Here is a 26,922-nt window from a genome sequence, read left to right on the forward strand (position 1 = left end):
CGCTGACCTGCGTGTCCGAAGAGCTGCGCATCCTGATCGCCGACGACCAGCCGCTCATGAGCGGCGCGCTCCGCGTGCTCGTCGACTCTGCCCCCGGCATGACCTGCGTGGGTGTGGTCGCCAACGGCGTCGAAGCCGTGGAGGCGTGCGCCGCCATCGAGCCGGACGTGGTCCTGATGGACATGCAGATGCCCCTGATGGACGGGGTGGAGGCCACACGCCGGATCAAGGACACCCACCCCGCGATCCGGGTCCTGGCGATCACCACGTTCACGTCCGAGGACTACCTCGTGCCGGCCCTGCGCGCCGGAGCGGGCGGCTACCTCCTCAAGGACGCGGAGCCGCCGGCCATCCTGGGCGCCATTCAGGCCGTCCATCGCGGCGAGTCCGTGCTCTCCCCCGCCGTGGCGACCAAGCTGCTCGCCTCGATCGAGCGGGACCGGCCGACGGTGGGCCCCACCTCGGTGCAGCCCGGCAGCCCCGACGGCTCCGACCTCACCGAGCGGGAGCTGGGCGTGCTGCGGCTGCTGGCCAGGGGTCAGTCGAACCCGGAGATCGCCGCGAACCTCTTCGTCTCCGAGTCCACGGTCAAGGCCAACCTCACGCGGATCATGGCCAAGCTGGAGGTCCGCGACCGCGTCCAGCTGATCATCCGGGCGGCCCAGCTCGGGCTCGTCACCCTCGCCCTGGACTGAGCGCGGCGGGGTCAGCCACGGGCCGCGATCTCGTTGCGCCGCGTGTTGAGGTCCTTCAGGACTTGCATCCCGTGCTCCACCACCGGGTCCGCCTCGGCCAGGAGCGACTCCTTGGCCGGCCCGTAGGCGAGGTCGGCGAACGTGCCGTTCTCCGGGTCGAGGGCCCGGATCTCCTGCTGCACCAGGCGCACCTGGTCCAGGCCGGCCGCGTACTCCACCGCTCGCTCGTCGATCTTCGTCAGGGACGCCTCCGCGTCCTCCGGGATCTGCTCCAGGGCGAACTGGGCCTCGTAGAGCCGGTTCTGGTACGTGCAGGGCTCCTCGATGTCGTAGAGCCCCACGCCGCGACCCACGGCCTCCTGATTGGCCTGGGCGATCTCCTCCGCCAGGCGCTTGCCGACGGCGACCTCCGTGGGGGCGGCCATGCCGGCCTCCGCCATGGCCACGTTGACGGTGCCGCCGCCGATCGAGATGACCGCGCTCTCCATCCCCTCGGGCGCGCCCTCGTCCGAGGTGGTCATGCTCGCGGTCGCCCCCTGCGGGAGCCGATCACGCAGCCAGGCGTAGGACTCCTCCCCCATGCAGAGGTTGGGGCCGACCTTGAGGCCCTCGGGGTTGCGGCCCGCGCTCGTGACGCCGGCGAGGACCACGGTCCGCTCGGTGCCGCCTTGGTTCACCACCACGGTGTTGCCGTCCAGCACGGTGACGATGTCCACGCGGGCGGCGTCGGCGGCCACGCCGCGGAGGACGGTGACGATGCCCAGCAGGAGCAGGACGGCGGCGACGGCGAGGAAGACCAGCAGCCCCTTCAGGGGGACCCGGGCACGGGCGGCGACGTGAGTCATGCGGACTTCCTGCAGGTGGACGGCGGGACGGGGGGCCGCGACGACGGCCCGGAGCCCGAGTCTAGCGAAGGGCCCCGGGACCGCCGAGCGGCGGGCCGAGGGACGGCTGCGTCGGGCTCAGCGCTCCCGGCGGTAGAACGGCGTGGCCACCACGGTGAACGGCTCGCCGCGGCCGCGCAGGTCCACCTGCAGGGACGTGCCCTCGGCGGCCACGTCGCGGCGGACACGGGCCAGGGCGATGGGGTGTCCGAGGGTCGGGCTGGGGGCGCCCGAGGTCACCTCGCCCACCCGCTCGCCGGACTCGTCCAGCACGGCGTAACCGTGCCGGGCGGCACGCCGACCCGCGCCCTGCAGCCCCACGAGGACCTCCTCGACGTCGTCCCTGCCGACCAGCGCGGATCGTCCGACGAAGTCGGCCTCCTTGCTCGCGGGCACCGCGAAGCCGACGCCAGAGGCGTGCGGCTGGTGCCCGGTGTCCAGCTCGTTGCCGTAGAGCGGCATGCCCGCCTCGAGGCGCAGCGAGTCCCGCGAGGCGAGCCCGCACAGCGTCAGCTCCACGCCCGCCTCGTCCGCGGCCGAGAGCATCGTGTTCCACACGGCGGAGCCGCGGTCGCCGGCCTCGGCGGTGGAGGCGGCGGGCAGGAACAGCTCGAAGCCGTCCTCACCGGTGTAGCCGGTGCGGGCGACGACGGCGATGACGTCACCGGCGTCCGTGGGCACGGTCAGGGTCAGGTGGCCGTAGTACTTCAGCTCGGCCAGCTGCGCCGCGGCCTCCGGCATGGCCCGGGCGAGGATCCTCTCGGCCTGCGGGCCCTGCACGGCCACGAGGGCGGTGGTCGAGGACTCGTCCTCGACGACGGCGTCCCAGCCCGACGCCCGCTGGTTCAGGGCGGTGTGGACCGCGGCGATGTTGCCAGCGTTGGGCACCACCAGGTAGTCGGGCTCGGAGCCGGCCTCGCCGTCGTCCATCCGGTAGACGATCGTGTCGTCGAGGATGGTGCCGGCGTCCGTCAGGCACAGGGCGTACTTGGCGCGGCCGGGCTTCAACGTGGAGAGCACGCTCGAGAGGGCGTGGTCCAGCATGGCCCCGGCCTCCGGGCCGGTGACCCGGATCTCGCCCATGTGGGAGAGGTCGAACAGGCCTGCGGAGGTGCGCACGGCCTTGTGCTCGGCCAGCTCGGAGCCGTACTTCAGGGGCATGTTCCAGCCGCCGAAGTCCGTGAACGTGGCGCCCGCGGCCTCGTGGACCGGGTGCAGCGGGGAGTTGCGCGTCGAATCGCTCATGGGGGTGATCCTCTCAGTCCTCGTCGGCGGTGTCGGCCACGGCGCCCTCGAACGCCTCGGGCGGCGGGCACGAGCACACGAGGTTGCGATCGCCGTAGGCGCCGTCGATGCGGCCCACCGGCGGCAGGTACTTGTCCAGACGCAGGCCCGGCACCGGCGTGCCCGCCTGGGCGCGCGAGTAGGGGCGATCCCACTCGTCGGCCATCAGGACGTTGAGGGTGTGCGGGGCGCGGCGCAGGACGGAGTCCGCCACGGTCTCCGGGGTGACGGCGGTGATCTCGGCGTGGATGGCCTCCATGGCCTCGATGAACCGCTCGATCTCCTCGAGGTCCTCGGACTCGGTGGGCTCCACCATGAGCGTGCCGGCCACGGGGAACGCCAGGGTCGGGGCGTGGAACCCGTAGTCGATGAGGCGCTTGCAGACGTCCTCGGCGGTCACGCCCGTGCGGGCCGTGAGCTCGCGCAGGTCGAGGATGCACTCGTGCGCCACGAGGCCGTCGTTGCCCGTGTACAGCGTCGGGTAGAGGGGCGCGAGGCGGCGGGAGATGTAGTTGGCGCCCAGCAGCGCGTGCGCGGTGGCGGAGCGCAGACCCTCGGCGCCCATCAGGTGGATGTAGGCCCAGGAGATGGGCAGCACGCCGGCCGAGCCGTGCGGGGCCGCGGTCATCAGGGCCTCGCGGGAGGGCAGGTACGGCACCAGGTGCTCGCCCACCGCCACGGGGCCCACGCCCGGGCCCCCGCCGCCGTGCGGGATGCAGAACGTCTTGTGCAGGTTCAGGTGGGAGACGTCTCCGCCGAACTCGCCCGGCTGGGCCAGGCCCACGAGCGCGTTGAGGTTGGCGCCGTCGATGTACACCTGGCCGCCCGCGGCGTGCACCGTGGCGCAGACCTCCTTGACGTCGGCGTCGTAGACGCCGTGCGTGGAGGGGTAGGTGATCATGATGGCCGCGATGCGGCCCTCGTTCGCCGCGATCTTGGCGTCCAGGTCGGCGGCGTCGATCGTGCCGTCGTCGGCGGTGGCGACGACGACGACCTTCAGCCCCGCCAGCACGGCCGAGGCCGCGTTGGTGCCGTGGGCGGAGGCCGGGATCAGGCAGATGTCCCGCTCGCCCTCGCCGCGGGCCAGGTGGTACTGGCGGATGGCCCACAGGCCCGCGAACTCACCCTGCGAGCCGGCGTTCGGGGCCACCGAGACGCCCGCGTAGCCGGTGATCTCGGCGAGCTTGGCCTCCAGGTCCGCGATCAGGAACCGCCAGCCCTCGGTCTGGTGGTCGGGCGCGAACGGGTGGATGGAGCAGAACTCGGGCCAGGAGATGGCCTCCATCTCCGCGGTGGCGTTGAGCTTCATGGTGCACGAGCCCAGCGGGATCATGGTGCGGTCCAGCGCCAGGTCGTAGCCGGAGAGGCGGCGCAGGTAGCGCAGCATCTTCGTCTCCGAGTGGTGGGTGTTGAACACCGGGTGCGTCATGAACGCGGAGGAGCGGCGCAGCGACTCCGGCACGGCCGGGGTGGCCACGGCGCCCTCGTGCGCGGAGGCCGGCAGGGAGCCCGCGTCCAGGCCGAACGCCGTCAGGACGGCCACGAGGTCGGCGTCGACGGTGGTCTCATCGGCGGCAATCCGCAGGGTGTCCGCGTCCACCAGGCGCAGGTTCACGCCGTTCTCCTCGGCGGCCTGCAGGACCTGCTCGGCCCGGCCGGGCACGCGGACGGTGACCGTGTCGAAGAAGTGCTCCTCGGCGACCTCGACGCCACCGGCCCGCAGCGCCTCCGCCAGGCGGACGGCCTGGGCGTGGGCGTGGCGCGCGATGCGGGCGATGCCCTGGGGGCCGTGGTAGACGGCGTACATCGAGGCGACGATCGCGAGCAGCGCCTGGGCGGTGCAGATGTTGGAGGTGGCCTTCTCGCGCCGGATGTGCTGTTCGCGCGTCTGGAGGGCGAGGCGGTAGGCGGGCTTGCCGGCGTCGTCGTGGGAGACGCCCACGAGGCGGCCCGGCATGCTGCGCTGCAGGCCCTCCTTCACGGCCATGTAGGCGGCGTGGGGGCCGCCGAAGAACAGGGGCACGCCGAAGCGCTGCGTGGAGCCGACGGCGATGTCCGCGCCCTGCTCCCCGGGCGGGGTGATCAGGGCGAGGGAGAGGATGTCCGCCGCGACGGTCACGAGGGCGCCGGCCTCCTTGGCCTGCGCGATGACGGCGGCGTGGTCGTGGATGCGGCCGGAGTCGCCGGGCTGCTGCAGCACGACGCCGCACAGGCCCTTCTCCTCGACCTCGGCGCGGACGTCCTCCGGGATGCCTGCGGAGAGGTCGGCCACGCGCACGTCGATGCCCACGGCCTCGGCGCGCAGGCGCACCACGGAGAGGGTCTGCGGGAAGAGGTCCGCGTCGAGGAGGGTGACGCCGTCGGTCCTGCGGCGGTTGGCGCGGTGCATGAGGAGCACGGCCTCGGCGGCGGCGGAGGCCTCGTCCAGCAGAGAGGCGTTGGCGATGTCCAGGCCGGTGAGGTCCTGGACCATCGTCTGGTAGTTCAGGAGGGCCTCGAGGCGGCCCTGGGAGATCTCCGGCTGGTACGGCGTGTAGGCCGTGTACCAGGCCGGGTTCTCCAGCACCTTGCGGAGGATGACGCCCGGGGTGACGGTGTCCGAGAAGCCCTGCCCGATCATCTGGGTCTTCATGACGTTGCGGCCGGCGATCTCGCGCAGCTGCTCCAGGACCGCGGACTCGGTCAGCGGGGCGGGCAGCTCGAGGGGCTTCGGCTGGCGGATGCCGGCGGGGACGGCGGTGTCCACGAGGGCCTCGAGCGAGTCGTAGCCCAGGGTCTGCAGCATGTGCTCGACGTCCGCGGGGCGCGGGCCGATGTGGCGGGCCACGAAGGGGGCCGAGGCGGTGTCCTTGGGCTCGACGCGCTCGTGGGGCAGCGCGGTCGTGCTCTCGGTGGTCTGGGGGCTGGTCACGGGGTACCTCCGGGGGGATCCTGCCGTGGTCACGGCGTGGGTCTGCTCCTCCCCGCTCTGTCATGGACCTGAGAGTTTCCGACGCCCGGGTGGGCGGCTTGCACCGTCGGTGGTCTCGGTCCGGACGCGGGCGCGACGGAGTGAGACGCTTTCCAGAGCGCCTGACCCCACGCGGTACGGATGCCTGAGAGATTCCCGGGGAGGGTTTGCTCCTTCGGCGGCCTGCTCACGCGGCCGGCCGGGGCAGGACGCGCGCCGACGCTCTCCCGCGCGGGGCATGCGGCGTGCCGCCAGTATCCCACACGTGTAGGCCGCGTCACAGGGCGACCGGGAGGGGCCGGACGGGGCGTGTCGAGGTCTTTCGTTGATGAAACGGCGGCGTGTCGAAGCGCTTTCGTTCAGGAAACGGGTGACGGGAGGAATGACTCAGTCGCATGCCGTCGGCTCACGACAGTCGGTAAGGGACGTCATTCGGCGGCGCGCGTCATCGCCGGGCCTCAATCCCACAGCCCGGCAAGCCCGCCCAGCTGGTAAACCGCGAGCCCGATGACGACAAGACAGACAAGCCCTCCCAGGGCGTTGGCCAGTGGGCCGTTCCGATGCGAGCCCATCAGCCGACGACTGTTCATCACGACCATCAGGAATACGGCCACGATGGGCAGGAGAAGCCCGTTCGCCGCCTGTGCGATGACGATGACCTCCGTGGGATTCGTTCCCGTCAGGGCAATGAGGGCACCGATCGCAAGGACTGCGCCCCACACGATGCGAGCAGGGACGCTGCGCAGATCGGTGTCCTGGCCCAGTGTGCCGGCAATCGCGTACGCCGCGCCGAGCGGGCCAGCTACGGCGGACGTGAACCCGGCCGCGAACATGCCCGCCGCGAACACCCAGCCAGCCGCGTCCCCGAGGAGGGGTTCCAGGGCGGAGGCGAGGTCCCGACCGGTCTCGGCCTGCATGCCCTTGACGTACATCCCACCGAACGCCGTCGCCATCACGGCCAGAGTGATTACACCTCCGACGGAGATCGACACCGCCGTGTCCGTTCTCGCCGCTCGGAGAGATTCCCGCGAATCCAGACCCGGCCCCCATTTCTCCTGCACCAAACTCGCGTGCAGGAAGAGGTTGTAAGGGACCACGGTGGTCCCGATCAGTGCGACCGCCAGCAACGCCGTGCCGGGTGGCAGCCGGGGAATGAACATGCCCATCAAGAGGTCGCCGATCGGAGGCTGAACTAGGACTGCAGTGACGATGAACAGCAGCCCCAATAACCCGACCATGACGGTCAGCACCCGCTCGATCAGTTTGTAGCTGCCTGTCCAGAGCAGAATGCCGATCGTGAGGACGATCCCGATGACGACCACGGGCTGACTGAGTCCGGTCACACTAGTTAAGGCGAGGGCGGTGCCGACTGTGTCACCACCGGCGTAGGACGCCCCTCCGATGCCGATCGCCGCGACGACGAGGATCGCCATGACAAGTCGTGCCGGCACCGAGGAGAACACCTCGCGCAGAGCGTGTCCGAGACTCATGCGGGTCGCGAGGCCCAACCGTCCCGACATCTCCTGCAAGACGATGGTGGCCAAAATTGAGAAGACGACAGCCCAGGCCAGGACGAATCCCTGCTCGGCTCCGGTAACGATGGAGGTTGTGATGGTCCCCGGCCCGATGAAGGACGCGGCGATGATTAGCCCCGGACCGAAACGACTAGGCCTCTCGTCTTGGGGCAACACCTCATTGGAGAACCGGCCATCCCTCGCCTGCGTTGCCATCGCGTCTCCTCCATCTCCGGCCCGCATGGGTCAAGATGAAGCGTATGCCGGGTATGATGCACATCATAGTGGATCTGGACTATTTCATCCCATATGAGCCCCCACGTGTTGCCCCTTATGGTCTGAGACGGGCATCCCTACGATGGAGCCAGGGCTACGGCCCTTTGCCCGACCCGCAGAGCTCGCCGAAAGGAACGCCATGTACACCCGTAGCCGGAACGACGTCGAGAAGGTCGAGTGGGGCGGAGGCACCTCCGAACGCCTCATCACCGCGAAGGACGAGATGGGTTTCGCCGTCGCCCACACGATCGTGCGCGCCGGATCGTCCTCGAAGCTCCAGTACCGCAACCACAAGGAGGCCTGTTACTGCATCGCGGGCAACGGCTCCGTGGTGGAGCCGGACGGCACCGTCCACGAGATCACGCCGGGTGTCATCTACGTCCTGCCGGACCACGAGCCGCACGACCTGCGCGGCGGCACCGAGGACATGCACCTGATCTCGGTGTTCAACCCCGCCATCACCGGCGACGAGAAGCACACCCTGTCGGAGGACGGCTACTCCAGCTACTGAGCCCGGGCACGGTGAGGGAGGCGTCGACGACAGCGCCTCCCGCGTCGGCGCCGACGGCGGCGTCCGGTCGTAGGGTGGCGGGGTGCTCAACCTGTGCGCCCCCGAGCGCACCGTGCGCCGCAACACCCACCTGGCGCTGGTGCTGACCGCGATCGCGGGGATCCTCAACTCCGTGGGCTTCGTCGCCGTGGCCACGTACACGTCCCACATGACGGGGATCGTGGCGTCCATGGCGGACGCGGCGGTCCTCCACGCCCCGGGTCTGGTCGGCACGGGCCTGCTCGCGCTGGCCATGTTCATCCTGGGCGCGGTCGTCTGCGCGCTGGTGTTCAACTGGGGCCGGGTCAACGGCCTCCGCTCGCGCTACGCCAACATCCTCCTGCTCGAGGGCGTCGGCATGCTGGTGTTCGGCCTGCTCGCCGAGCACGTCCGCGATGCGCACCGGCCGCTGGTCGTGGTGGCCGTGCTGTGCTTCACCATGGGCCTGCAGAACGCCTTGATCACCCGCATCGGGGCGTGGCCGATCCGCACCACGCACGTGACGGGCATGGTCACGGACATCGGCGTCGAGCTCGGCAAGATCCTGTACCGCAACGCGCCCGCGGCCGCGGCCCCCGTCGTCGGGGAACCGCGGCGCGTGGGACTGCTGGCGCTGCTCGTGGCCCTGTTCTTCCTGGGCGGGGTGGCGGGCGCGGCCGGCTACCTCTGGCTGGGCTTCGAGGTGGTCATCCCGGTGGCCGGCGTGCTGCTGCTCATCGCCCACCGCCCGCTGATCCAGGACCTGCAGGACGCGTGGCTCACACGAAGGCCGAGACGCCCGTGAGGGCACGCCCCACGATCAGGGTGTTCATGCCGTAGGAGCCCTCGTAGGAGTAGATGGCCTCCACGTCCCCCATGATCTTGGCGATCTCGTGCTCCGTGAGCAGGCCGTTGCCGCCGAGGGCGTCGCGGGCGAGCGCCGCCGAGGACCGGGCCAGCCGGGTCGAGGTGGCCTTGGCCATCGCCGCGTGCATCATCTCCATCCGCCCCTCCTGCCGCAGGGCGTCCACCTGGAGCATCATCCCGGCGGAGGCGGCCAGGTTGCCGGCGACCTCGGCGATCTGGGCCTGGATCAGCTGGAACGCGGCCAGCGGGCGACCGAACTGCTGCCGCCGCAGCGCGTAGGAGCGCAGCACGTCCAGCACGCCCATTTGCGCGCCGACGCCCTGCCAGCCGACCCACATGCGCGAGTCGCGCAGCAGGGCGCGGGTGGCGGCGAAGGTGGTGGCGCCGGGCAGGATCGCGTCCGTGGGCAGGCGCACGTCCAGGGTGATGTCCGCGTTCTGCATGATCCGCAGGCCCATCTTCCCGCTGATCTTGGTGGCCTCGTAGCCGGGGGTGTCGGTGGGCACCACGAAGCCCTTGATCTCGCCGTCGGCGGTGTCGCGCGCCCAGACGAGCGCGACGTCGGCGATCGTGCCGGCCCCGATCCAGCGCTTGGCGCCGCGGATGACCCACTCGTCGCCGTCGCGGGTGGCGGTGGTGGCGAGGCCTCCGGCGATGTCCGAGCCGTGGTCCGGCTCGGTGAGGCAGAACGCGCCCAGGGCGTCGAAGGATTCGAGGCGCCCCTGCCACGTGGCCTTCTGACGCTCTGAGCCCAGGCCGGCGATCATGCCGAGGTTGAGCTCGTTGTGGATGCCCACGAGGGCGGACAGGGACAGGTCCACACGGGCGATCTCCGCGTGCACGAGCTGCTGGAACAGCGAGGACGAGCCGTCCAGGACGAGGCGTCCCAGACCCAGCTCGGCCAGGCCCGGCAGCAGGTCGAACGCGAACTCCTCGGCGTCCCAATACCGGGTCAGGTGCGGCCGCACGCGGGTCTGCAGGTGGTCCTCGATCGCGTCGAGCCGGGCACGCTCGGCCGGCTCGAGGCGGTCCCGCAGACGGAGCAGGTCCACGTGGGGCAGGCCGGGAGGGGCGGCGGGCGCGCCGGAGTCGGGGACGGGGCGGTCGGCGATGGCGGTCATGGCTCTCCTTCGGGGGCGGTCCGACGACGGCGGGCGGTTTCGCCGCGAATCCGACTGTAGGACTTCCAACTATCCAGGTCTGCCAGTAGTGTTCCAGATCACAGGCCCCCGGCCAAGGATCCGTTCAGCAGCCATCCCGAGGAGGGACCCATGACCGTCCAGGACCCCACCGCCGTCGCCGCCCCGTCACCGACGGAGGTGTTCCGCGCGGCCCGCGACCTGCTGGTCGAGTGCCAGACCGACTATGAGCGCGCCCGCGCCGAGTTCGAGTGGCCCCGCTTCGAGCACTTCAACTTCGGCTTCGACTGGTTCGACCGCCTGGCCCAGGACCCGGCCCGCGCGGACGTGCCGGCGCTGATCATCGCCGAGGACGACGGGCGCAGCACCGAACGCACCTTCGCCGAGCTCTCCGCGGCCTCCAGCCGGGTGGCGAACTGGCTCTCCGCGCAGGGCCTGCGCCGCGGCGACCGCCTCATCCTGATGCTGAACAACCAGGTGGAGCTGTGGGAGTTCATGCTCGCCTGCATCAAGCTGCGGGTGGTCATGGTGCCCACCACCACGCAGATGACCTCCGGGGACCTCGAGGACCGCGTGACGCGCGCCGGCGCCGCGTGGGCCGTGGCCGGCGCCGAGGACCTGGCCAAGTTCGCCGGCGTCGGCGAGGGCCTGCACCTGGTGCACGTGCCGGGCGTCTTCGCGGAGGGCCCGGCGCGCCGCGCCCCCGAGGTCGCCGGCCACACCGTGCTCTCCTACGACGACGCCGCCGACGCCGCCACCGAGCTGACCCCGGCCGAGCCGACCCCCGCCGACGAGACGCTGCTCTTCTACTTCACCTCGGGCACCACCTCGAAGCCGAAGCTCGTGGAGCACACCCACACCTCGTACCCGGTCGGCCACCTCACGACGCTCTACTGGATCGGTCTGGAGCCGGGCGACGTGCACCTCAACGTGGCCTCCCCGGGCTGGGCCAAGCACGCGTGGTCCAACTTCTTCGCCCCGTGGATCGCGGAGGCCACGATCTTCGTGCACAACGCCCGCAAGTTCGACCCCGCGGCCCTGATGGCCAACATGGAGCGCTACGGCGTCACGAGCTTCTGCGCCCCGCCCACCGTGTGGCGCATGCTCATCAAGGCGGACCTGGCGCAGCTGACGACCCCGCCGACCAAGACCATCTCCGCGGGCGAGCCGCTCAACGCCGAGGTGATCGACCAGGTGCACAAGGCGTGGGGCACCACGATCCGCGACGGCTTCGGGATGACCGAGACCACCCTGCAGATCGCCAACACCCCGGGCCAGAAGGTCGTCATCGGCTCCATGGGCCGCCCGCTGCCCGGCATGGACGTCACCCTGCTCGACCCGCTCACGGGCCAGGAGGCCGAGGAGGGCGAGATCTGCCTGCGCCTGGACCCGCGTCCGGTGGGCCTGCTGAAGTCCTACTACGGCAACCAGGAGAAGACGGACGAGGTGTTCCGCGACGGCGTGTTCCACACCGGTGACATCGCCCGCCGCGACGAGAACGGCGTGCTGACCTATGTGGGCCGCGCGGACGACGTCTTCAAGTCCTCGGACTACAAGGTGTCCCCGTTCGAGCTGGAGTCGGTGCTGGTCAAGCACCCGGCCGTGATGGAGGGCGCGATCGTCCCCACCCCGGACGAGCTGCGCCTGGCCGTGCCGAAGGCCTTCGTCACCCTCGCCCCGGGCCACGAGCCCACCGCGGAGACCGCCCGGGCGATCCTGCAGTTCACGCTCACCCAGCTGCCCCCGTACAAGCGCATCCGCCGCATCGAGTTCCTCGAGCTGCCGAAGACCATCTCGGGCAAGATCCGCCGCGTGGAGCTGCGCAAGGCCGAGGTCGAGCGCGCCCAGACGGGCGCCGCTCCGGACGGCTACGGCACCGAGTTCCGCGAAGAGGACCTGGACCTGCAGCGCTGACCGGGCCGTTCCTCGCCGCCGCCCCGTCCTCGTCCGGCGGTGGCGGGGGACCCCCGGTGCGCCGCTAGTCTGGAGCGCCATGAAGAAGCCACCCCTCGCCCAGGACCCCATCCGGGAGGCCGCCCGGAACTGGGAGCGTCACGGATGGGGTGACGTCGCCCGCCCGATGGCCGCCATCACCTCCATCATGCGGGCCCAGCAGATCCTGCTGGGTCGTACGCAGGCCGCGCTCAAGCCCTACGGCCTCACCTTCGCGCGGTACGAGCTGCTGGCGCTGCTGAACTTCTCGCGCGAGAAGCGGATGCGGATGTCCAAGGCGTCCGCGCTCCTGCAGGTCCACCCCACTTCGGTGACCAATGCGGTGGACCGGCTCGAGGCCGCCGGGCTGGTGGAGCGCACCCCCCACGAGTCGGACCGCCGCGCGCTCGTGCTCGCCCTCACGGACGAGGGCCGGCGCGTCGCCGTCGCCGCCACGGAGACGCTCAACGCAGAGGTCTTCGGCCGCTCCGGCTTCGACCCGGCGGACGTGGACACCCTCATCGACGTCCTCGGCCGGTTCCGCGCCGAGGCCGGCGACTTCCAGGCCGACGGCCCCGACGCCGGCGCGCCCGCGACGGCGGAGCACACCTCCTCCTGACGCGCCCTCCGGCCTCCGGACCGTCCGGCTCAGCGGGGCTCGAGGCGCACGGCGCCGTCGAGCCGGATGACCTCGCCGTTCAGGAACGGGTTGGACACGATCTGCTCGACGAGCAGCGCGTAGTCCTCGGGTCGGCCGAGCCGGGCCGGATGCGGGGTCTTGGTGGACAGCGCCTCGCGGGCGGCCTCGGGCAGGCCGGCCATCATGGGCGTCTCCATCAGACCGGGGGCGATCGTGACCACGCGGATCTGCGAGGAGGCGAGCTCGCGGGCCGCGGGCAGGGTCAGCGCAACCACGGCGCCCTTGGAGGCGGAGTACGCGATCTGGCCGATCTGCCCGTCGTAGGCCGCCACGGAGGCGGTGTTCACGATGACGCCGCGGTCCTCGCCGAGCGGCTCCTGCGCCTTCATCGCGGCGGCGGCCTGGGCCATCATCGACACGGTGCCGACCGCGTTGATCGCCAGGACCCGGCTCAGCACCTCGGCGGACAGCGGCCCGTCGCGACCCACGAGCTTGCCCGGCGTCGCCACCCCGGCGCAGTTGACCAGCACCCGCAGCGGCCCGGCCTCCAGCGCGGCGGCCACGGCCTCCCGGGCGGTGTCCTCGGCGGTGACGTCGCCCGTCACGAAGCGCGCACGGGGACCGAGGGCGGCCACAGCGTCCGCGCGGACGGTCTCGCCCTCGCGGTCCGGCAGGTCCACCACCACGACGGCGGCGCCCGCGTCCGCCAGACGGCGGGCGGTGGCATGGCCGAGGCCCGAGGCCCCGCCGGTGACGATCGCGCTCTGGTTCGACAGGTCCATGGGCGGACCCTCCCTTCCTCCTCGGGATACCCCCCGAGTTCGATAGTTGCATGTCCTACGTTCTCATTTTAGATTAGCGGATGAGTAACCCAGATCACACGCACGGCCGGGCCCGCCCCGCCCGCCGTGGGCGGCGCCCACCGACGTCCGCCCTTCCGCCTGGACCCGCGAGGAGCCCCCATGTCCGAGAAGACCGCGCCCACCGAGACCGCCCCCGTGATCCCCCACTTCGTGCACGGCGAGCGGCGCGAAGGCGCCTCCGGCCGGCACGGCGACGTCTACCACCCGGCCACGGGCGGCGTGGCGGGGCGCGTGCCGCTGGCCTCCGCCGAGGAGATCGACGCCGCCCTGGCCTCCGCCGAGGAGGGCTTCGCCGCGTGGTCGAGGCTGAACCCGCAGCGCCGCGGCCGCATCCTGCTGCGCTGGGTCGACCTGATCAACGAGAACATGAACGAGCTGGCCACCGTGCTCGCCCAGGAGCACGGCAAGACCTTCCCGGACGCCCAGGGCGACATCCAGCGCGGCATCGAGGTCGTGGAGTTCGCCGCGGGCGCCCCGCACCTGCTCAAGGGTGAGTTCACCGCCGACGCGGGCACCGGCATCGACGTGCACTCCATCCGCCAGCCGCTCGGCGTGGCCGTGGGCATCACGCCCTTCAACTTCCCGGCGATGATCCCGCTGTGGAAGGCCGGCATCGCCCTGGCGGCGGGCAACGCCTTCGTCCTCAAGCCCTCCGAGCGCGACCCCTCCGTCCCGGTGCGCCTGGCCGAGCTGGCCCTCGAGGCCGGCATGCCCGCCGGCGCCCTCAACGTGGTGCACGGCGACAAGGCCGCCGTGGACGCGCTCATCGAGGACCCGCGCGTCAAGGCCGTCGGCTTCGTCGGCTCCACCCCGATCGCGCAGTCCATCTACGCCCACGCCGGCCGCATGGGCAAGCGCGCGCAGTGCTTCGGCGGGGCCAAGAACCACGCCGTGGTCATGCCGGACGCGGACCTCGAGATGACCGCCGACGCCCTGGTCGGCGCCGCCTTCGGCTCCGCCGGCGAGCGCTGCATGGCGATCTCCGTGGCCGTCCCGGTCGGCGAGGAGACCGCCGACCGCCTGATCGCACTGCTCCGCGAGCGCGTGAAGGACCTCAGGGTCGGCCCGTCGCTCGAGGCGTCCTCGGACTTCGGCCCCGTCGTCTCGAAGGACGCGAAGGAGCGCATCGAGGGCTACATCGCGGCCGGCGTCGAGGCGGGCGCCGACCTGGTCGAGGACGGCCGGGGCGTCGTCGTCGAGGGCCACGAGGACGGCTTCTACGTGGGCGCCACCCTGTTCGACCGCGTCACCCCGGAGATGAGCATCTACCGCGAGGAGATCTTCGGCCCGGTGCTCTCCGTGGTCCGCGCGAAGGACTACGAGGAGGCGCTCACGCTCGTGAACGAGCACGAGTTCGGCAACGGCGTGGCCATCTTCACCCGCGACGGCGACGCCGCCCGCGACTTCTCCACCCGCGTGGACACCGGCATGGTCGGCGTGAACGTGCCGATCCCCGTGCCGATCGCCTACTACACCTTCGGCGGCTGGAAGGCCTCCGGCTTCGGCGACCTGAACCAGCACGGCACGGACGGGCTGAAGTTCTACACCAAGACGAAGACCGTCACCACGCGCTGGCCCTCCGGCGTGCGCGAGGGCGCCAGCTTCGTGATGCCGGCCGGCTCCTGACCGCCCCGCAGCCCGTCCTGACCAGGAGGACCCCATGACCACCGTTCTGTTCCTCGGCCTCGGCCACATGGGCGGCCCCATGGCCGCCAACCTCGCCGCCGCGGGTCACCGCGTGCTCGGCTTCGACCTCGTCCCCGAGGCCCTCGAGAAGGCCCGCGCGGCCGGCGTCGAGACCGTCACGGACACGGCCGCGGCGGCCGCGGAGGCCGACGTCGTGCTGACCATGCTCCCCCACGGACGCCTGGTGCTGGACGTCTACCGGGGTGAGGACGGCGACGGCGGCCTGCTCGCCGCCGCCCGGCCCGGCACCGTGTTCCTGGACTGCTCGACCATCGACGTCGCCGAGGCCCGCGAGGCGGCCGCGGCGGCGGAGGCGGCGGGCATGCGGGCGGCCGACGCGCCGGTCTCGGGCGGCCAGGTGGGCGCCGAGGCCGGCACCCTCGCCTTCATGGTGGGCGCCTCGGACGAGGTGTACGCCGAGGTGCTGCCGCTGCTCGAGGTCATGGGCGCGCGGATCGTGCACTGCGGGGCCGCCGGCCTGGGCCAGGCCGCGAAGATCTGCAACAACATGGTGCTGGGGGTCACGCAGATCGCCGTCGCCGAGGCCTTCGTCCTGGGCGAGCGCCTGGGCCTGCAGCACCAGGCCCTGTATGACGTGATGAGCAAGGCCTCCGGGCAGTGCTGGTCCCTGACCACCAACTGCCCGGTGCCCGGCCCCGTCCCCGGCTCCCCCGCGAACCGGGACTTCCAGCCCGGCTTCGCCGGCGCCCTGATGGCCAAGGACCTCGGGCTCGCGCTCGCGGCCCTGGACGAGCAGGGCGTGGCGGCCGACCTGGGCCGCCTCGCGCAGGCCAAATACGCCGAGTACGCCGCCGGAGAAGGCGCCGCCCGCGACTTTTCCGGCATCATCGAGGACATCCGAGCATCACACACGGACAGGAGCGAGGCATGAGCGAGCAGACCACCCCGGACGGCGCCGAGTCGCCGATCATCGTCGAGCGGCAGGGCCGGGTCGGCCACATCCGCCTGAACCGGCCGAAGGCCCTGAACGCGCTGAACGAGGCGACGATGCGTGCCGTCGTCGCGGCGGTGCAGGAGCTGGACACCGACCCGGAGATCGGGGCGATCCTGCTCTCCGGCTCCCCCAAGGCGTTCGCCGCCGGCGCGGACATCAAGGAGATGGCCACCAAGGAGTTCTCCGAGATGTACGCGGCCGACTGGTTCGCCGGCTGGGACGGGCTCACCCGTGCCCGCACCCCCATCGTGGCGTGCGTGACCGGCTACGCCCTCGGCGGCGGCTGCGAGCTGGCCATGATGGCCGATGTGCTCGTGGCCGGCGAGGGCGCGAAGTTCGGCCAGCCCGAGATCAACCTCGGCGTCATCCCCGGCATGGGAGGCTCCCAGCGCCTGACCCGCGCCGTGGGCAAGGCGAAGGCCATGGACATGATCCTCACCGGCCGCATGATCGGGGCCGAGGAGGCCGAGCGCATCGGGCTCGTCTCCCGCGTGGTGGCCGACGAGAAGGCCCTCGAGGAGGCGCTGGAGGTGGCCGCGACCATCGCGTCCAAGTCCAAGCCGGCCTCCTGGATGGCCAAGGAGGCCGTCAACGCCGCGTTCGAGACCACGCTTGCCCAGGGCATCGCCTTCGAGCGCCGCGTGTTCCACTCCGCGTTCGCCACGGCGGACCAGAAGGAGGGCATGGACGCGTTCACGGCCAAGCGCGAGGCGGGGTGGCAGCACCGATGAGCGACGCGCAGACCACGGCGACGACGGCCCCCGCGGCTGGGCAGGACGGCGCGGCGGACGAGGTGCTCCTCGAGGTCCGCGACGGCCTCGGCCGCATCACGCTGAACCGTCCGCGCGCCCTGAACGCGCTGACGCAGGACATGGTCCGGGCGATCGACGCGGCCCTGACCGACTGGGCCGCGGACCCCGCCGTGCGCGGCGTGCTCATCCGCGGCGCCGGGGAGAAGGGACTGTGCGCCGGCGGTGACGTCGTCTCCCTGCGCTCCTCGCTCCTGGCCGGGCGGTTCGCGGAGGCCGAGCAGTTCTTCCGCGACGAGTACGCGATGAACGAGCGCATCGCCACCTACCCCAAGCCGTACGTGGCCTTCATGGACGGCATCGTCCTGGGCGGCGGCATGGGCGTGTCCGCGCACGGCTCGCATCGCGTGGCCACCGAGCGGACCCGCGCCGGCATGCCCGAGACGGCGATCGGGTTCACCCCCGACGTCGGCGGCTCCTTCCACCTCGCCCGCGCACCCTTCCAGGCGGGCCGGCACCTGGCCGCGACCTCGGCGCACGCCTCCGGTTCCGACGCGGTGGCCCTGGGTCTGGCGGACGTCTTCGTGGAGTCCGCCCGGCTGGACGAGCTCGAGCAGGCCCTCGCCGCGGCGTTCGGCGCCCTCGGCTCGGCCGCGGACGCGGGCGGGCGCGACGAGGCCGCCTTCGCCGCCGCCGACGAGGTGCTGGCCCGGTTCGCGGTGGCCGAGGACGCACGGCCCGCGTCCGCGCTGGTGGCCGGCCGGGAGTGGATCGAGGACGCCTACGGCCGGGAGTCGGCCGCCGAGGTCCTCGCCGCCCTGGACGAGCGCGCCGCCGCGGGCGGGGAGCATGCCGAGGCCGCGGGGCAGGCCGCCGAGGCCATCCGCACCAAGTCCCCGACCGCCGTCGCCGTGGCCCACGAGGCCCAGCGCCGGCTGGCCGCACGCGGGGCGGACCTGACCGTGGCCGACGCGCTGCGTCAGGAGTTCACGATCGGCACCCACCTGATGCGCGAGCCGGACATGGCCGAGGGCATCCGTGCGCTGCTCGTGGACAAGGACAAGGATCCGGCGTGGAGTCCGGCCCGGCTCGAGGACGTCTCGGCCGAGGACGTGGCTGGGCACTTCGAGCCCGTGACCGGGGTGGACCCGCTGCAGCTCGGCTGAGCCCGCCCCGACGGACGGCGCCCCGTGGTCACGTGTGGTGACCGCGGGGCGCCGTGCTGTGGGGGCGACCGTGCGGGCCCCCCGGCGTCAGCCGATCAGGCCGCGACCCACGATCATGCGCATGATCTCGTTGGAGCCCTCGAGGATCCGGTGGACGCGCAGGTCCCGGACGAGCTTCTCCACGCCGTACTCGTGCAGGTAGCCGTAGCCGCCGTGCAGCTGCAGGGCGGTGTCGGCGGCCTCGTAGCCGGACTCGGTGGCCACGAGCTTGGCCATGGCGCACAGGCGCACGGTGTCCGGGTCGTTGCGGTCCAGGGCGTCCGCGGCGCGCATGAGCATCGTGTGGGCGGTCTCCAGCTTCACGGACATGTCCGCCAGCTCGAAGACGAGGGCCTGCTTGGTGGTGAGCGGCTCGCCGAACGCGCTGCGCTCCTTGAGGTAGCGGGTGGCCTTGTCCAGGGCGGCCAGGCCGCCGCCGATCGAGCAGGCGCCGATGTTCAGGCGGCCGCCGTTGAGGCCCTTCATGGCGATGCGGAAGCCGTCGCCCTCCTCGCCGAGGCGGTCGGCCACGGGCACGCGGACGTCCTCGAAGATCACCTGGCGCGTGGGCTGGGTGTGCCAGCCCATCTTCTTCTCGTTGGGGCCGAAGGACAGGCCGGGGGTGTCCTTGTGGACCACGACGGCGGAGATCCCCCGGGCGCCCGTGTCCGCGGTGCGGCACATCACCACGTAGCAGTCGGACGCGCCGGCGCCGGAGATGAACTGCTTGACGCCGTTGAGGACGTAGTGGTCGCCGTCGCGGACGGCGCGGGTCTTCAGCGCGGCCGCGTCCGAGCCGGCGCCGGGCTCGGTCAGGCAGTAGCTGGCCAGGTGCGCCATGCCCACGAGATCGGGGATCCAGCGGGCGCGCTGCTCGTCGCTGCCGAAGGAGTCGATCATCCAGGCCACCATGTTGTGGATGGAGATGTAGGCGGCGAAGGCCGGGTCCGCCTTCGCGAGCTCCTCGAAGATCAGGATCGCGTCCGTGCGCTCCAGGCCGGTGCCGCCGTGCTCCTCCCCCACGTAGATGCCGCCCAGGCCGAGCTCGCCGGCCTCGGCGAGGACGTCCACCGGGAAATGCTACTCGGCGTCCCAGTCGAGGGCGTGCGGGGCGACGCGCTGCTCGGCGAAGTCGCGGACGGCGTCGACCAGGGCCTTCTGGTCGTCGGTGATGGGGAACATGGGTTCGTCCTCCTGGGGCTCGGGCCGGCCGCGCGGGCGGTCCACGACGGGGTGGTGCGGGGGTGACACCGCGGGCGGCGACAGGGTGTGACTGTCATCACCATGATAATAGGACATCCAATGATTAGCCGTGTCGCCGCCGGGCCGTGGGCTAGCGTGCTCCCCGTGCAGACCACCACCAGCCCCACCGCGGACTCGCCCACCGGCCCCCGCTCCCACCCCTCCGGCCGCACGGAACAGCTGTTCGGCATCCGCCGCCACGCGCTGATGACCGAGCGGGACGGCGCCCTCAACCCGGCCGCGTTCGAGGTCGGCCCGTGGTGCCTCGACCTGGACGGCCGGCCCACCGGCGCGGCGGCCACCGTGATCATGGACAACGCCACCGCGGTGGCCGTGCACCACGCGGCACGGGACATCGAGACCGTGGTCACCACCGAGCTGCAGGTCAACGTGCTCGGCCCGCTGCCCGCCTTCGACGCGGAGGCCGTCAAGGCCGGGGACGACGGCCCGCTGCTGGAGTGCTGGACCCGCCCGCTGGCCTGGGATGCCGGCGGTGGCGTGGCCCGCGCGTGGCTCGAGGACGCGGACGGGCGTCGCGTCGTCGAGGCGACCGGCTGGTTCCAGTCGGTGCCCGCCGGAGCGCCGGAGCGGATGGCCGCGTTCGTCGCCGCCGGACGGCTGCCCCGCGGGGCCGAGACCCGCGTGCCCATGCCGGGGCTGCTGGCCGCCCGCCCCGAGTCGCTGCCGGCGGCCGATCCGGACGTGCGCCCCGCCGTCGCTGCCGCGGCGAGCGCGGGCGCCCGCTTCGCCCCGAAGCCAGAGCTGGCCAACCCGTCGGGCGCGGTCCACGGCGGGGCCATGACGCTGCGGGCGGTCATCGCCGCGCAGGCGGCCATGCCGGACCGCGTGCGCTACGACGTCCAGGCCGTGCACGTGGTGTTCGTGCGCCCGGGGCATGGCGAGATGGTCGCCCTCACACGGGTGCGACACGCCGGCCGGTCCCTGCGCCTCGTGGAGGTGGACCTCGTGCCGGTCGGCGCCGACGGCGTCCCCGTGGCCGACAAGCCGATGGTCCAGGTGCAGGTCACCTTCCGCGCCGCCCGGAGCTGACGCCCCGCACGCCCGAGCACCCGAGCGCTTTCGAACGTGAGAAAGGGCCTATCTCACGTTCGAAAGCGCTCATTCCCCCGACATCACGTTCGAAAGTCCCGGGAGGAGGAGGGGCCGTCGTCGTGCGGCCGGCTCAGCGGCCCACGGTGCCGAACCGGGAGGCCACGGGGGCCGTGAAGGCGGGCTTCAGGAAGAACCACGCGGCGGCGGTGACCGCCACGCTCACGAGGAACACCACGAGGCCCCACGCGTCGGTGGCCCCGCCGCGCGAGGTGTACATGTGGTTCAGGTTCGTCAGCAGGCCCGTGAAGGCCACGAGGAACACGTGCACCACGATGAACGCCACGAAGAAGACCATCACCGGGAAGTGCACCTTGCGGGCCACTTCCATGGGGAACGCCTTGTTCAGTCCCTTGGCCTCCGTGGGGAACCACGAGGACATGCGCCAGCCCGTGAGGGCGGCGAGCGGGGCGGCCACGAACACCACCAGCGCGTAGGAGAGCATCTGCAGCGCGTTGTAGTGCACCCAGCCGTTCTCCGTGGGCCAGTCCAGGGACAGGTACTGGATGCCGGCGGACAGGGCGTGCTGGAACACGTGCGGGTCCGTGGGCACGATCCGCGCCCAGTGGCCGGTGACGATCAGCAGCACCACGAAGATCACGCCGTTGAGCAGCCACAGCGCGTCGAGGGCCTGGTGCGTCCAGATGGTGAGCGAGAACTTCTTCGGGGTGTTGCCCCGCGCGGAGAACAGGCCGTCCTTCGTCGGAGTGAAGTTGGCCGGAGGCCGCGTCTCGTGACGGATCTGCAGGCCCGTCCGGATGATCAGCACCATCAGGAACATGTTCAGGAAGTGCTGCCAGCCCATCCACCAGGGCATCCCCTCGGGGGTGCCCTCGGGCAGGACCGGGTGCCCGTCGTAGGTCGCGATGAAGTCCGCCACCGGGTCGAGGCTCCGCAGCCAGCGTCCGGCCAGCACTGCGAGCAGCGCCAGCACGACGACGCCGGCCACCGCCGGCAGCGCCTTGCGCAGGCGGGACGGGGCGGCGGATTCGGCGGCGTCCGTCTCCGCGGCCCGAGCGGGCGTGCCGGTGGCGGCCCCGGGGACGGCCCGGGGCGGCTGCGCGGTGGAGGCCGGCGGGGCCGAACGGGTGTCCGGCGCGGTGGGAGCCGGCTCCGCAGCCGGCGCCGCGGCCACGGGGGCGGCGACGGCCGGTTCCGCATCGGCCGGCTCCGCGGCGGCGGGCTCGGCGGTGGCCGGCTCGGCGACGACCTCCTGCGCCACCATCTCCGGCGCGGTGGGGCCGCCCACGGCGGCGAGCTCGGTGAACCACTCCCCCTCCCGGGCGAACGGCACGTACCCGGCCATGCGTCGCCGCTTCGCGAGCGGCACGAGGTCGGACTCCACGGGAGCGCCCACCCCGGCCGCGGCCGGCGCACCGGTCGCGGAGGCGACGACGGCCGCCACGTCCGGCACGACGGGCTCGGTCTCCGCGGGTGCGGGGGCCCGCGTCGGGGACGCCGAGGCGGCGATCGGCTCGGGCGCGACGGACCGCGCCGGGGCGGCGGCCGGGATCGATCCCGCGGCCGGGGCGGGGGCGCCGCCGAGCCACTCGGCCTCGCGGGCGAACGGGACGTACCCGGCCATGCGGCGTCGCGCGGACAGGGGCGTGAGGCCCGACGTCGGCGCGGTCGGCGCCACCGGGACGGCGGCCGCGGCCGAGGCGGGGGCCGCCGTCGTGGTGTCCTGCGCCGGGGCGGGGGCGGGCTCGGTCTCGGCCGGGGCGCCCTTCAGGGGGACGTAGCCGGCCATTCGCTGCTTGGGCATGCTTCTCCTCGTCCGAGGGGCGCGGTCCGCAGCGGACCGCGCCCGCACCGGTTCAGCCGCGGCGGGTGCGCAGCTGCTCGATGACCTGCGGGACCACCTGGAAGATGTCCCCGACCACGCCGAAGTCGGCGTGCTCGAAGATCTCGGCGTCCTCGTTCTTGTCGATCGCCACGATGGTCTTGGCGGTCTTCATGCCGGCCAGGTGCTGGATGGCGCCGGAGATGCCGAGGGCGATGTACAGGTTCGGGGACACGATCACGCCGGTCTGGCCCACCTGGCGCTCGGCCGCGGTGTAGCCGGAGTCGACGGCGGCACGCGAGGCGCCCACGGCGGCGCCGAGCTCGTCGGCGAGCTGCTCGACGATCGCGAAGCCCTCCTCGGAGCCCACGCCGCGACCGCCGGCGACGACGGTCTTCGCGCCGCGCAGGGGCGGACGGGCGGAGTTCTGCGTGCGGGCGTTCACCTCGAGCACCCGGGCGCCGGCGGTCACCGGGCCGAGCTCGGCGGCGGCCAGCTCCACGACCTCGGGCGCCTCGACGGCCGGGGCCCGGTCCGCGACGGCGCCGGGGCGCACGGTGATGATCCGGGGGCCGCCCTCGCCGGTGGACTCGCTGAGGTAGTCGCCGCCGAACACGGAGTGGCGGGCGATGACCTCGTCGTCGGCCCAGCGCAGCCCCACGGCATCCGCGCAGACGGGGCCGCGGGCGCGGACGGACAGGCGGCCGGCCACCGCGCGGGACTCGGGGCTGCCGGAGAGCAGCACGGCCACGGGCGCGGTGCGGGCGGTCGCGGCGGCGAGGGCCTGCACGGCGGCGTCGCCCAGGGTGGTGGCGGCGTCGTCGGCCACGAGGACGTGGACGCGCGTGGCGCCGTACTCCCCCAGACGGGCGACGGCGGCGTCCCTGCCCTCCGCGCCGGTCACGAGGACGGCCTCGGGCACGCCCACGGTGGCGGCGGCGCCGAGGAGCTCGGCCACGATCGGGCGGAGCGCTCCGTCCGCGCCGATCTCGGCGTGCACCAGCACGGTCTGGCCGCTGTTCGCGGCGTCGGTCTGCGTCGTCATCTCGGTCTCCTCCACGTTCGCGCTCACACGAGCCCCCGACCCGCGAGGAACTCCACCAGCCGCTCGGCGGCGGTGCCGTCGTCGGTGACCTTCTCGCCCGCGGCACGCTCGGGACGCGTGTCCGCCGAGACCATCACGGAGCGGTAGGCGGCCTCGGCCGGGCCCGCGGCGATGCCGAGGTCGGCCAGGGACAGCACGGTGAGCGGCTTCTTCTTGGCCGCCATGATGTTCTTGAAGTTCGGGAACCGCGGCTCCGCGGTCTTCTCCGTCAGGCCCGCCACGGCGGGCAGGGCGACGGCGGCGCGCACGTCCGCGTCCGAGGTCGCCACGGTGCCGGTCAGCTCGCCGTCGGCCAGCTCGGGGGCCTCGGCGTGCGGCAGGTAGGGCCGCTCCAGGAGCTCGGCGACCATGGCGGGCACCACGCCGGTGCCTCCGTCCGTGGACAGCGTGCCGGCGAGCACGAGGTCGGCGCCCTCCTTCTCGACGGCCGCGGCGATCACGCGAGCCGTCTGCACGGCGTCCGAGCCGACGAGTGCGTCGTCGGTGATCTGCACGGCGGAGTCCGCGCCCATGGCCAGCATCTTGCGCAGGGTCTTCGAGGAGTCCTCGGGGCCCACCGTCAGGGCCACGACCTCGATGTCCGCGCCGGCGTCCCGCCAGCCCAGGGCGACCTCCATGACGCGCTCGCTGATCTCGTCCGGCACGGGCTCGGCCGCGCCGTCGCGCACCACCCAGCCGGTCTCCAGGCTCAGCTCACGCTCCTGCCACGTGTCCGGCACCTGCTTGGCCAGCACCAGGATCTTCACGGCCTCTCCTCCTTGGGTCGCGGTCTCGCCCCGGGGCCTCCGCCCCGAGCGCGGCGACTTACGCTACAGACTACGGGTCCGCGCACATCCGGGCCGCATGACCCCCGCGCGGGAGCGGCCGGGGCCGCCGTCGTCGGCCCGCGCGTCCGGACCATGATCGCCCGAACCGAGGAGGCACCGTGAGCCCCGCCGCCCCGTCCGCCGAGCCGCCGGTCGCCGAGGACCGGCCCCGGGTCCCGGCGGTGCCCGCCTCCTCCCTCGTGCTGGTCCGACCCGGGGCCGACGGCGAGACCTCGGTGTTCACGGTCCGCCGCGCCGGGACCATGGCCTTCAGCGCCCACGCCACGGCCTTCCCCGGCGGCCGCGTGGACCCCGCGGACGACCTGCCGGACCGGCTGTGGGAGGGCACGGATCTGGCCGACTGGGGCCGGCGCCTGGGGCTGCCGCACGAGCCCGCGGACGCCCACGGCACCCTCGCGGAACTCGACCCCGCCGACGGCGCCGGCCGCGTGCTGGCCGCCGCCGTCCGCGAGACGTTCGAGGAGACCGGAGTGCTCCTGGCCCGGGACGCCGCCACCGGCACCCCCGTGGACCCGGCCCGGGTGGCCGCGTTCCCCGACGAGCTGCGCGACGCCGTCGAGCGCCACGAGGTGGACTTCGGGGATCTGCTCGACCGCGAGGGGCTGCGCCCCGACGCCGGCGCGCTCGTGCCGTGGTCCCGGTGGATCACCCCGCACGGGGGCCCGCGCCGCTACGACACGTTCTTCTTCGCCGTCCACCTGCCGCAGGGTCAGTCCCCCGAGCGGATGTCCTCCGAGGCGGCCAGCCACGGCTGGGCGTCGCCCGCCGAGCTGCTGCGCCGCTTCCGGGCCGGCGAGGTCAACCTGATGGCCCCCACGTGGTGGCAGCTGCGCACCCTGGTCGACGCCGGCGAGGACCTCCACGCGGGCCGCTCCCGGTTCGAGCCCCTCGAGGGGGTCATGCTCGTGGCCGGGCAGGGGCCCGTGTTCCGCCACGCGGACGAGTATCTGCGTGACCTGACGGCGTTCCGTGCGGCCGCGCAGGTGGAGGAGTCCAAGGACAACATCCTCTGAGCGCTCCCGGCTCCGGTCCGTGCGGCGGGCGACGGGCCGGAGAGCACCGCGGACCTCGACCCGCGACCCCATGGCCTGCCGGGCCCCGTGCCCCTAGTCTGGTCTGCACCGGATCACCCGGCTCCGCGCGTCCGGCCCGCACCCCCGGCTCCGCGCGTCCCGCTCGCACCCTAGGAGCACTGCATGGCGCTCAGCGTCCTCGACCTGTTCTCGATCGGCATCGGCCCGTCCTCGTCCCACACCGTGGGACCCATGCGCGCCGCCCGCCGCTTCACGGACAGCATGGGCCAGCACGGCGTCCTCGAGCGCACGGCCCGCGTGCACGCCGAGCTGTTCGGCTCGCTGGCGGCCACCGGCGTGGGCCACGGCTCGGACACCGCGGTGCTGCTCGGCCTGGCCGGCCAGGACCCCGAGACCATCGACCCGGACGCCTGCACCGGGCTCGTGGAGGAGATCGTCACGGGCGGTCGGCTGCCCCTGGACGGGCGCCACGAGATCGCCTTCGACCGGCGGGGCGACCTGACGCTGCACATGCGCGAGTCCCTGCCCGGGCATCCGAACGGCATGCGCCTGACCGCCTACGACGACGCCGGCGGACAGCTCCACACCCGCGACTACTACTCGGTGGGCGGCGGCTTCGTGGTCACCTCGGACGAGCTCGAGGCCGAGCTGGACGCCACCAAGGACGTCAACCGCGCCGACGACGGCGACACCGGCGAACCGTACCCCTTCTCCACGGGCGCCGAGCTCGCCGCCCGCTGCCACGAGGCGGGCCTGAGCATCGCGGAGCTCATGCTCGCCAACGAGGCCACCCGGCACGACCTCGACGAGCTGCGCACCCGGCTGCTGGCCATCTGGGCCGTCATGGAGGAATGCGTCCACAACGGCGTGACCCGCACCGAGCCGATCCTGCCCGGCGGACTGCAGGTCCGCCGTCGGGCCCCCGCGCTGCGGGAGCACCTGCTGCAGACCACCGACCGCACCGACCCCATGTGGGCCATGGAGTGGGTCAACCTCTTCGCGCTCGCGGTGAACGAGGAGAACGCCTCGGGCGGGCGCATCGTCACCGCGCCCACGAACGGCGCCGCGGGCATCATCCCGGCCGTCATGCTCTACTACATGCGCTTCGTGCTCCCCGAGGGCGCCACGCAGCAGGAGCGGGACGACAAGGTGGTCGAGTTCCTGCTCACCGCGGCGGCGATCGGCATCCTGTACAAGCGCAACGCCTCCATCTCCGGCGCCGAGGTCGGCTGCCAGGGCGAGGTCGGCTCGGCCTGCTCCATGGCGGCGGGCGCGCTGTGCGCCGTGCTCGGTGGCACCGTGGACCAGGTGGAGAACGCGGCCGAGATCGGGATCGAGCACAACCTCGGGCTGACGTGCGACCCCGTGGGCGGCCTGGTCCAGGTGCCGTGCATCGAACGCAACGCGATCGCGTCGGTGAAGGCCATCAACGCGGCCCGGCTGGCGCTGCTCGGGGACGGCTCGCACCGGGTGACCCTGGACCAGGCCATCAAGACCATGCGCGACACCGGCGCGGACATGAAGTCCAAGTACAAGGAGACCTCGCGCGGCGGCCTGGCCGTGAACGTCATCGAGTGCTGATCGCCTGGGTCCGCGGCCCAGCGCCGCCCCGGTCGGGACGGACGGGGCACCCGTCCGCTAGCGTGGGGCCCG

21 protein-coding genes, 1 pseudogene and 1 riboswitch are annotated in these 26,922 nt (G+C 72.8%); of the genes and pseudogenes, 12 read left to right on the forward strand and 10 right to left on the reverse strand.

The features are described from left to right. The first annotated feature begins 11 nt into the window (after positions 1 to 11). Entirely contained in the window at positions 12 to 695 is a 684-nt protein-coding gene (locus ACZ1IK_RS07905) for a response regulator (protein ID WP_002856693.1), read from the forward strand. An 11-nt stretch (positions 696 to 706) separates the two neighbouring features. Here the strand turns inward: ACZ1IK_RS07905 and ACZ1IK_RS07910 are convergent, their stop codons facing one another. The 4 genes from ACZ1IK_RS07910 to ACZ1IK_RS07925 form a co-directional block, all read right to left on the reverse strand. Further along, positions 707 to 1,540, reverse strand: coding sequence for a thermonuclease family protein (locus ACZ1IK_RS07910; protein ID WP_002856692.1), 834 nt, complete (start codon positions 1,538 to 1,540; stop codon positions 707 to 709). Between the two features lie 117 nt (positions 1,541 to 1,657). Further along, positions 1,658 to 2,824: a glycine cleavage system aminomethyltransferase GcvT gene (gene gcvT, locus ACZ1IK_RS07915; RefSeq protein ID WP_044659070.1), complete on the reverse strand. Its 1,167-nt coding sequence runs from the start codon at positions 2,822 to 2,824 to the stop codon at positions 1,658 to 1,660. Between the two features lie 13 nt (positions 2,825 to 2,837). Then, positions 2,838 to 5,774, reverse strand: coding sequence for an aminomethyl-transferring glycine dehydrogenase (gene gcvP, locus ACZ1IK_RS07920; protein ID WP_465098455.1), 2,937 nt, complete (start codon positions 5,772 to 5,774; stop codon positions 2,838 to 2,840). 162 nt (positions 5,775 to 5,936) lie between these two features. Next, positions 5,937 to 6,053, reverse strand: a riboswitch (glycine riboswitch). 218 nt (positions 6,054 to 6,271) lie between these two features. Then, positions 6,272 to 7,543 (reverse strand): Nramp family divalent metal transporter, encoded by a 1,272-nt coding sequence (locus tag ACZ1IK_RS07925; RefSeq protein WP_080694971.1) that lies wholly within the window; start codon positions 7,541 to 7,543, stop codon positions 6,272 to 6,274. 199 nt (positions 7,544 to 7,742) lie between these two features. Between ACZ1IK_RS07925 and ACZ1IK_RS07930 the strand changes: the two genes are divergently transcribed. Then, positions 7,743 to 8,114 carry an ectoine synthase gene (locus ACZ1IK_RS07930; protein WP_036338798.1) on the forward strand — a complete coding sequence of 124 codons (372 nt, stop codon included), beginning with the start codon at positions 7,743 to 7,745 and terminating at the stop codon, positions 8,112 to 8,114. An 82-nt stretch (positions 8,115 to 8,196) separates the two neighbouring features. Next, positions 8,197 to 8,937 carry a YoaK family protein gene (locus tag ACZ1IK_RS07935; protein ID WP_036383960.1) on the forward strand — a complete coding sequence of 247 codons (741 nt, stop codon included), beginning with the start codon at positions 8,197 to 8,199 and terminating at the stop codon, positions 8,935 to 8,937. Here ACZ1IK_RS07935 and ACZ1IK_RS07940 read toward each other — a convergent pair. Beyond that, on the reverse strand, positions 8,912 to 10,120 hold the full coding sequence (locus tag ACZ1IK_RS07940) for an acyl-CoA dehydrogenase family protein (RefSeq protein ID WP_070708771.1): 1,209 nt from the start codon (positions 10,118 to 10,120) through the stop codon (positions 8,912 to 8,914). The genes ACZ1IK_RS07935 and ACZ1IK_RS07940 overlap by 26 nt on opposite strands. A gap of 150 nt (positions 10,121 to 10,270) precedes the next feature. On the opposite strand from ACZ1IK_RS07940, the gene ACZ1IK_RS07945 reads away from it, so the two are divergent. Both ACZ1IK_RS07945 and ACZ1IK_RS07950 read left to right on the forward strand, forming a co-directional pair. Next, positions 10,271 to 12,052, forward strand: a complete 1,782-nt coding sequence (locus ACZ1IK_RS07945; protein ID WP_070708772.1) for an AMP-binding protein — start codon at positions 10,271 to 10,273, stop codon at positions 12,050 to 12,052. A 79-nt stretch (positions 12,053 to 12,131) separates the two neighbouring features. After that, the gene (locus ACZ1IK_RS07950; protein WP_070708773.1) at positions 12,132 to 12,689 is read left to right on the forward strand and encodes a MarR family winged helix-turn-helix transcriptional regulator; all 558 of its coding nucleotides are present in this window, start codon (positions 12,132 to 12,134) and stop codon (positions 12,687 to 12,689) included. Positions 12,690 to 12,718: 29 nt separating this feature from the next. Here the strand turns inward: ACZ1IK_RS07950 and ACZ1IK_RS07955 are convergent, their stop codons facing one another. Next, positions 12,719 to 13,492 carry an SDR family NAD(P)-dependent oxidoreductase gene (locus ACZ1IK_RS07955; RefSeq protein ID WP_070708774.1) on the reverse strand — a complete coding sequence of 258 codons (774 nt, stop codon included), beginning with the start codon at positions 13,490 to 13,492 and terminating at the stop codon, positions 12,719 to 12,721. Between the two features lie 180 nt (positions 13,493 to 13,672). Between ACZ1IK_RS07955 and ACZ1IK_RS07960 the strand changes: the two genes are divergently transcribed. Genes ACZ1IK_RS07960 through ACZ1IK_RS07975 form a run of 4 tightly spaced genes read left to right on the forward strand, consistent with a single transcriptional unit; the run spans position 13,673 to position 18,129 of the window. Continuing rightward, a complete protein-coding gene (locus ACZ1IK_RS07960) occupies positions 13,673 to 15,199 on the forward strand; it encodes a CoA-acylating methylmalonate-semialdehyde dehydrogenase (protein ID WP_101967244.1) in 1,527 nt (508 codons plus the stop codon). 34 nt (positions 15,200 to 15,233) lie between these two features. Continuing rightward, positions 15,234 to 16,151, forward strand: a complete 918-nt coding sequence (mmsB, locus tag ACZ1IK_RS07965; protein ID WP_041102792.1) for a 3-hydroxyisobutyrate dehydrogenase — start codon at positions 15,234 to 15,236, stop codon at positions 16,149 to 16,151. Beyond that, the gene (locus ACZ1IK_RS07970) at positions 16,148 to 16,945 is read left to right on the forward strand and encodes an enoyl-CoA hydratase (RefSeq protein ID WP_036316152.1); all 798 of its coding nucleotides are present in this window, start codon (positions 16,148 to 16,150) and stop codon (positions 16,943 to 16,945) included. Before mmsB ends, ACZ1IK_RS07970 begins: the two co-directional genes overlap by 4 nt. Further along, complete coding sequence (locus tag ACZ1IK_RS07975; RefSeq protein WP_144818580.1) at positions 16,942 to 18,129, forward strand: enoyl-CoA hydratase/isomerase family protein; 1,188 nt, start codon at positions 16,942 to 16,944, stop codon at positions 18,127 to 18,129. Before ACZ1IK_RS07970 ends, ACZ1IK_RS07975 begins: the two co-directional genes overlap by 4 nt. Before the next feature lie 87 nt (positions 18,130 to 18,216). Here the strand turns inward: ACZ1IK_RS07975 and ACZ1IK_RS07980 are convergent. After that, positions 18,217 to 19,350, reverse strand: a pseudogene (locus tag ACZ1IK_RS07980) (acyl-CoA dehydrogenase family protein). Between the two features lie 165 nt (positions 19,351 to 19,515). Here ACZ1IK_RS07980 and ACZ1IK_RS07985 point away from each other — a divergent pair. Continuing rightward, the gene (locus ACZ1IK_RS07985) at positions 19,516 to 20,460 is read left to right on the forward strand and encodes a PaaI family thioesterase (protein WP_101965691.1); all 945 of its coding nucleotides are present in this window, start codon (positions 19,516 to 19,518) and stop codon (positions 20,458 to 20,460) included. A 133-nt stretch (positions 20,461 to 20,593) separates the two neighbouring features. On the opposite strand, the gene ACZ1IK_RS07990 is transcribed toward ACZ1IK_RS07985, so the two are convergent. Genes ACZ1IK_RS07990 through ACZ1IK_RS08000 form a run of 3 tightly spaced genes read right to left on the reverse strand, consistent with a single transcriptional unit; the run spans position 20,594 to position 24,154 of the window. After that, positions 20,594 to 22,285, reverse strand: a complete 1,692-nt coding sequence (locus tag ACZ1IK_RS07990; RefSeq protein WP_240756390.1) for a cytochrome b/b6 domain-containing protein — start codon at positions 22,283 to 22,285, stop codon at positions 20,594 to 20,596. 52 nt (positions 22,286 to 22,337) lie between these two features. Further along, entirely contained in the window at positions 22,338 to 23,375 is a 1,038-nt protein-coding gene (locus tag ACZ1IK_RS07995; protein ID WP_063189078.1) for an electron transfer flavoprotein subunit alpha/FixB family protein, read from the reverse strand. Beyond that, complete coding sequence (locus tag ACZ1IK_RS08000) at positions 23,372 to 24,154, reverse strand: electron transfer flavoprotein subunit beta/FixA family protein (RefSeq protein WP_063189076.1); 783 nt, start codon at positions 24,152 to 24,154, stop codon at positions 23,372 to 23,374. Before ACZ1IK_RS08000 ends, ACZ1IK_RS07995 begins: the two co-directional genes overlap by 4 nt. A 179-nt stretch (positions 24,155 to 24,333) precedes the next feature. Between ACZ1IK_RS08000 and ACZ1IK_RS08005 the strand changes: the two genes are divergently transcribed. Further along, positions 24,334 to 25,248, forward strand: a complete 915-nt coding sequence (locus ACZ1IK_RS08005; RefSeq protein ID WP_101965623.1) for an NUDIX hydrolase — start codon at positions 24,334 to 24,336, stop codon at positions 25,246 to 25,248. Positions 25,249 to 25,431: 183 nt separating this feature from the next. Further along, positions 25,432 to 26,850 (forward strand): L-serine ammonia-lyase, encoded by a 1,419-nt coding sequence (locus ACZ1IK_RS08010; RefSeq protein WP_070709614.1) that lies wholly within the window; start codon positions 25,432 to 25,434, stop codon positions 26,848 to 26,850. Positions 26,851 to 26,922 lie beyond the last annotated feature (72 nt).

Source organism: Micrococcus sp. CS26 (assembly GCF_055522295.1).

What these genes read in the sequence shown, in the direction of transcription:
- ACZ1IK_RS07910 (WP_002856692.1), bottom strand. Translation starts at nt 1,540, where the DNA reads ATGACTCACGTCGCCGCCCGTGCCCGGGTCCCCCTGAAGGGGCTGCTG.
- gcvT (WP_044659070.1), bottom strand. Translation starts at nt 2,824, where the DNA reads ATGAGCGATTCGACGCGCAACTCCCCGCTGCACCCGGTCCACGAGGCC.
- ACZ1IK_RS07925 (WP_080694971.1), bottom strand. Translation starts at nt 7,543, where the DNA reads ATGGCAACGCAGGCGAGGGATGGCCGGTTCTCCAATGAGGTGTTGCCC.
- ACZ1IK_RS07930 (WP_036338798.1), top strand. Translation starts at nt 7,743, where the DNA reads ATGTACACCCGTAGCCGGAACGACGTCGAGAAGGTCGAGTGGGGCGGA.
- ACZ1IK_RS07940 (WP_070708771.1), bottom strand. Translation starts at nt 10,120, where the DNA reads ATGACCGCCATCGCCGACCGCCCCGTCCCCGACTCCGGCGCGCCCGCC.
- ACZ1IK_RS07945 (WP_070708772.1), top strand. Translation starts at nt 10,271, where the DNA reads ATGACCGTCCAGGACCCCACCGCCGTCGCCGCCCCGTCACCGACGGAG.
- ACZ1IK_RS07950 (WP_070708773.1), top strand. Translation starts at nt 12,132, where the DNA reads ATGAAGAAGCCACCCCTCGCCCAGGACCCCATCCGGGAGGCCGCCCGG.
- ACZ1IK_RS07955 (WP_070708774.1), bottom strand. Translation starts at nt 13,492, where the DNA reads ATGGACCTGTCGAACCAGAGCGCGATCGTCACCGGCGGGGCCTCGGGC.
- ACZ1IK_RS07960 (WP_101967244.1), top strand. Translation starts at nt 13,673, where the DNA reads ATGTCCGAGAAGACCGCGCCCACCGAGACCGCCCCCGTGATCCCCCAC.
- mmsB (WP_041102792.1), top strand. Translation starts at nt 15,234, where the DNA reads ATGACCACCGTTCTGTTCCTCGGCCTCGGCCACATGGGCGGCCCCATG.
- ACZ1IK_RS07970 (WP_036316152.1), top strand. Translation starts at nt 16,148, where the DNA reads ATGAGCGAGCAGACCACCCCGGACGGCGCCGAGTCGCCGATCATCGTC.
- ACZ1IK_RS07975 (WP_144818580.1), top strand. Translation starts at nt 16,942, where the DNA reads ATGAGCGACGCGCAGACCACGGCGACGACGGCCCCCGCGGCTGGGCAG.
- ACZ1IK_RS07990 (WP_240756390.1), bottom strand. Translation starts at nt 22,285, where the DNA reads ATGCCCAAGCAGCGAATGGCCGGCTACGTCCCCCTGAAGGGCGCCCCG.
- ACZ1IK_RS08010 (WP_070709614.1), top strand. Translation starts at nt 25,432, where the DNA reads ATGGCGCTCAGCGTCCTCGACCTGTTCTCGATCGGCATCGGCCCGTCC.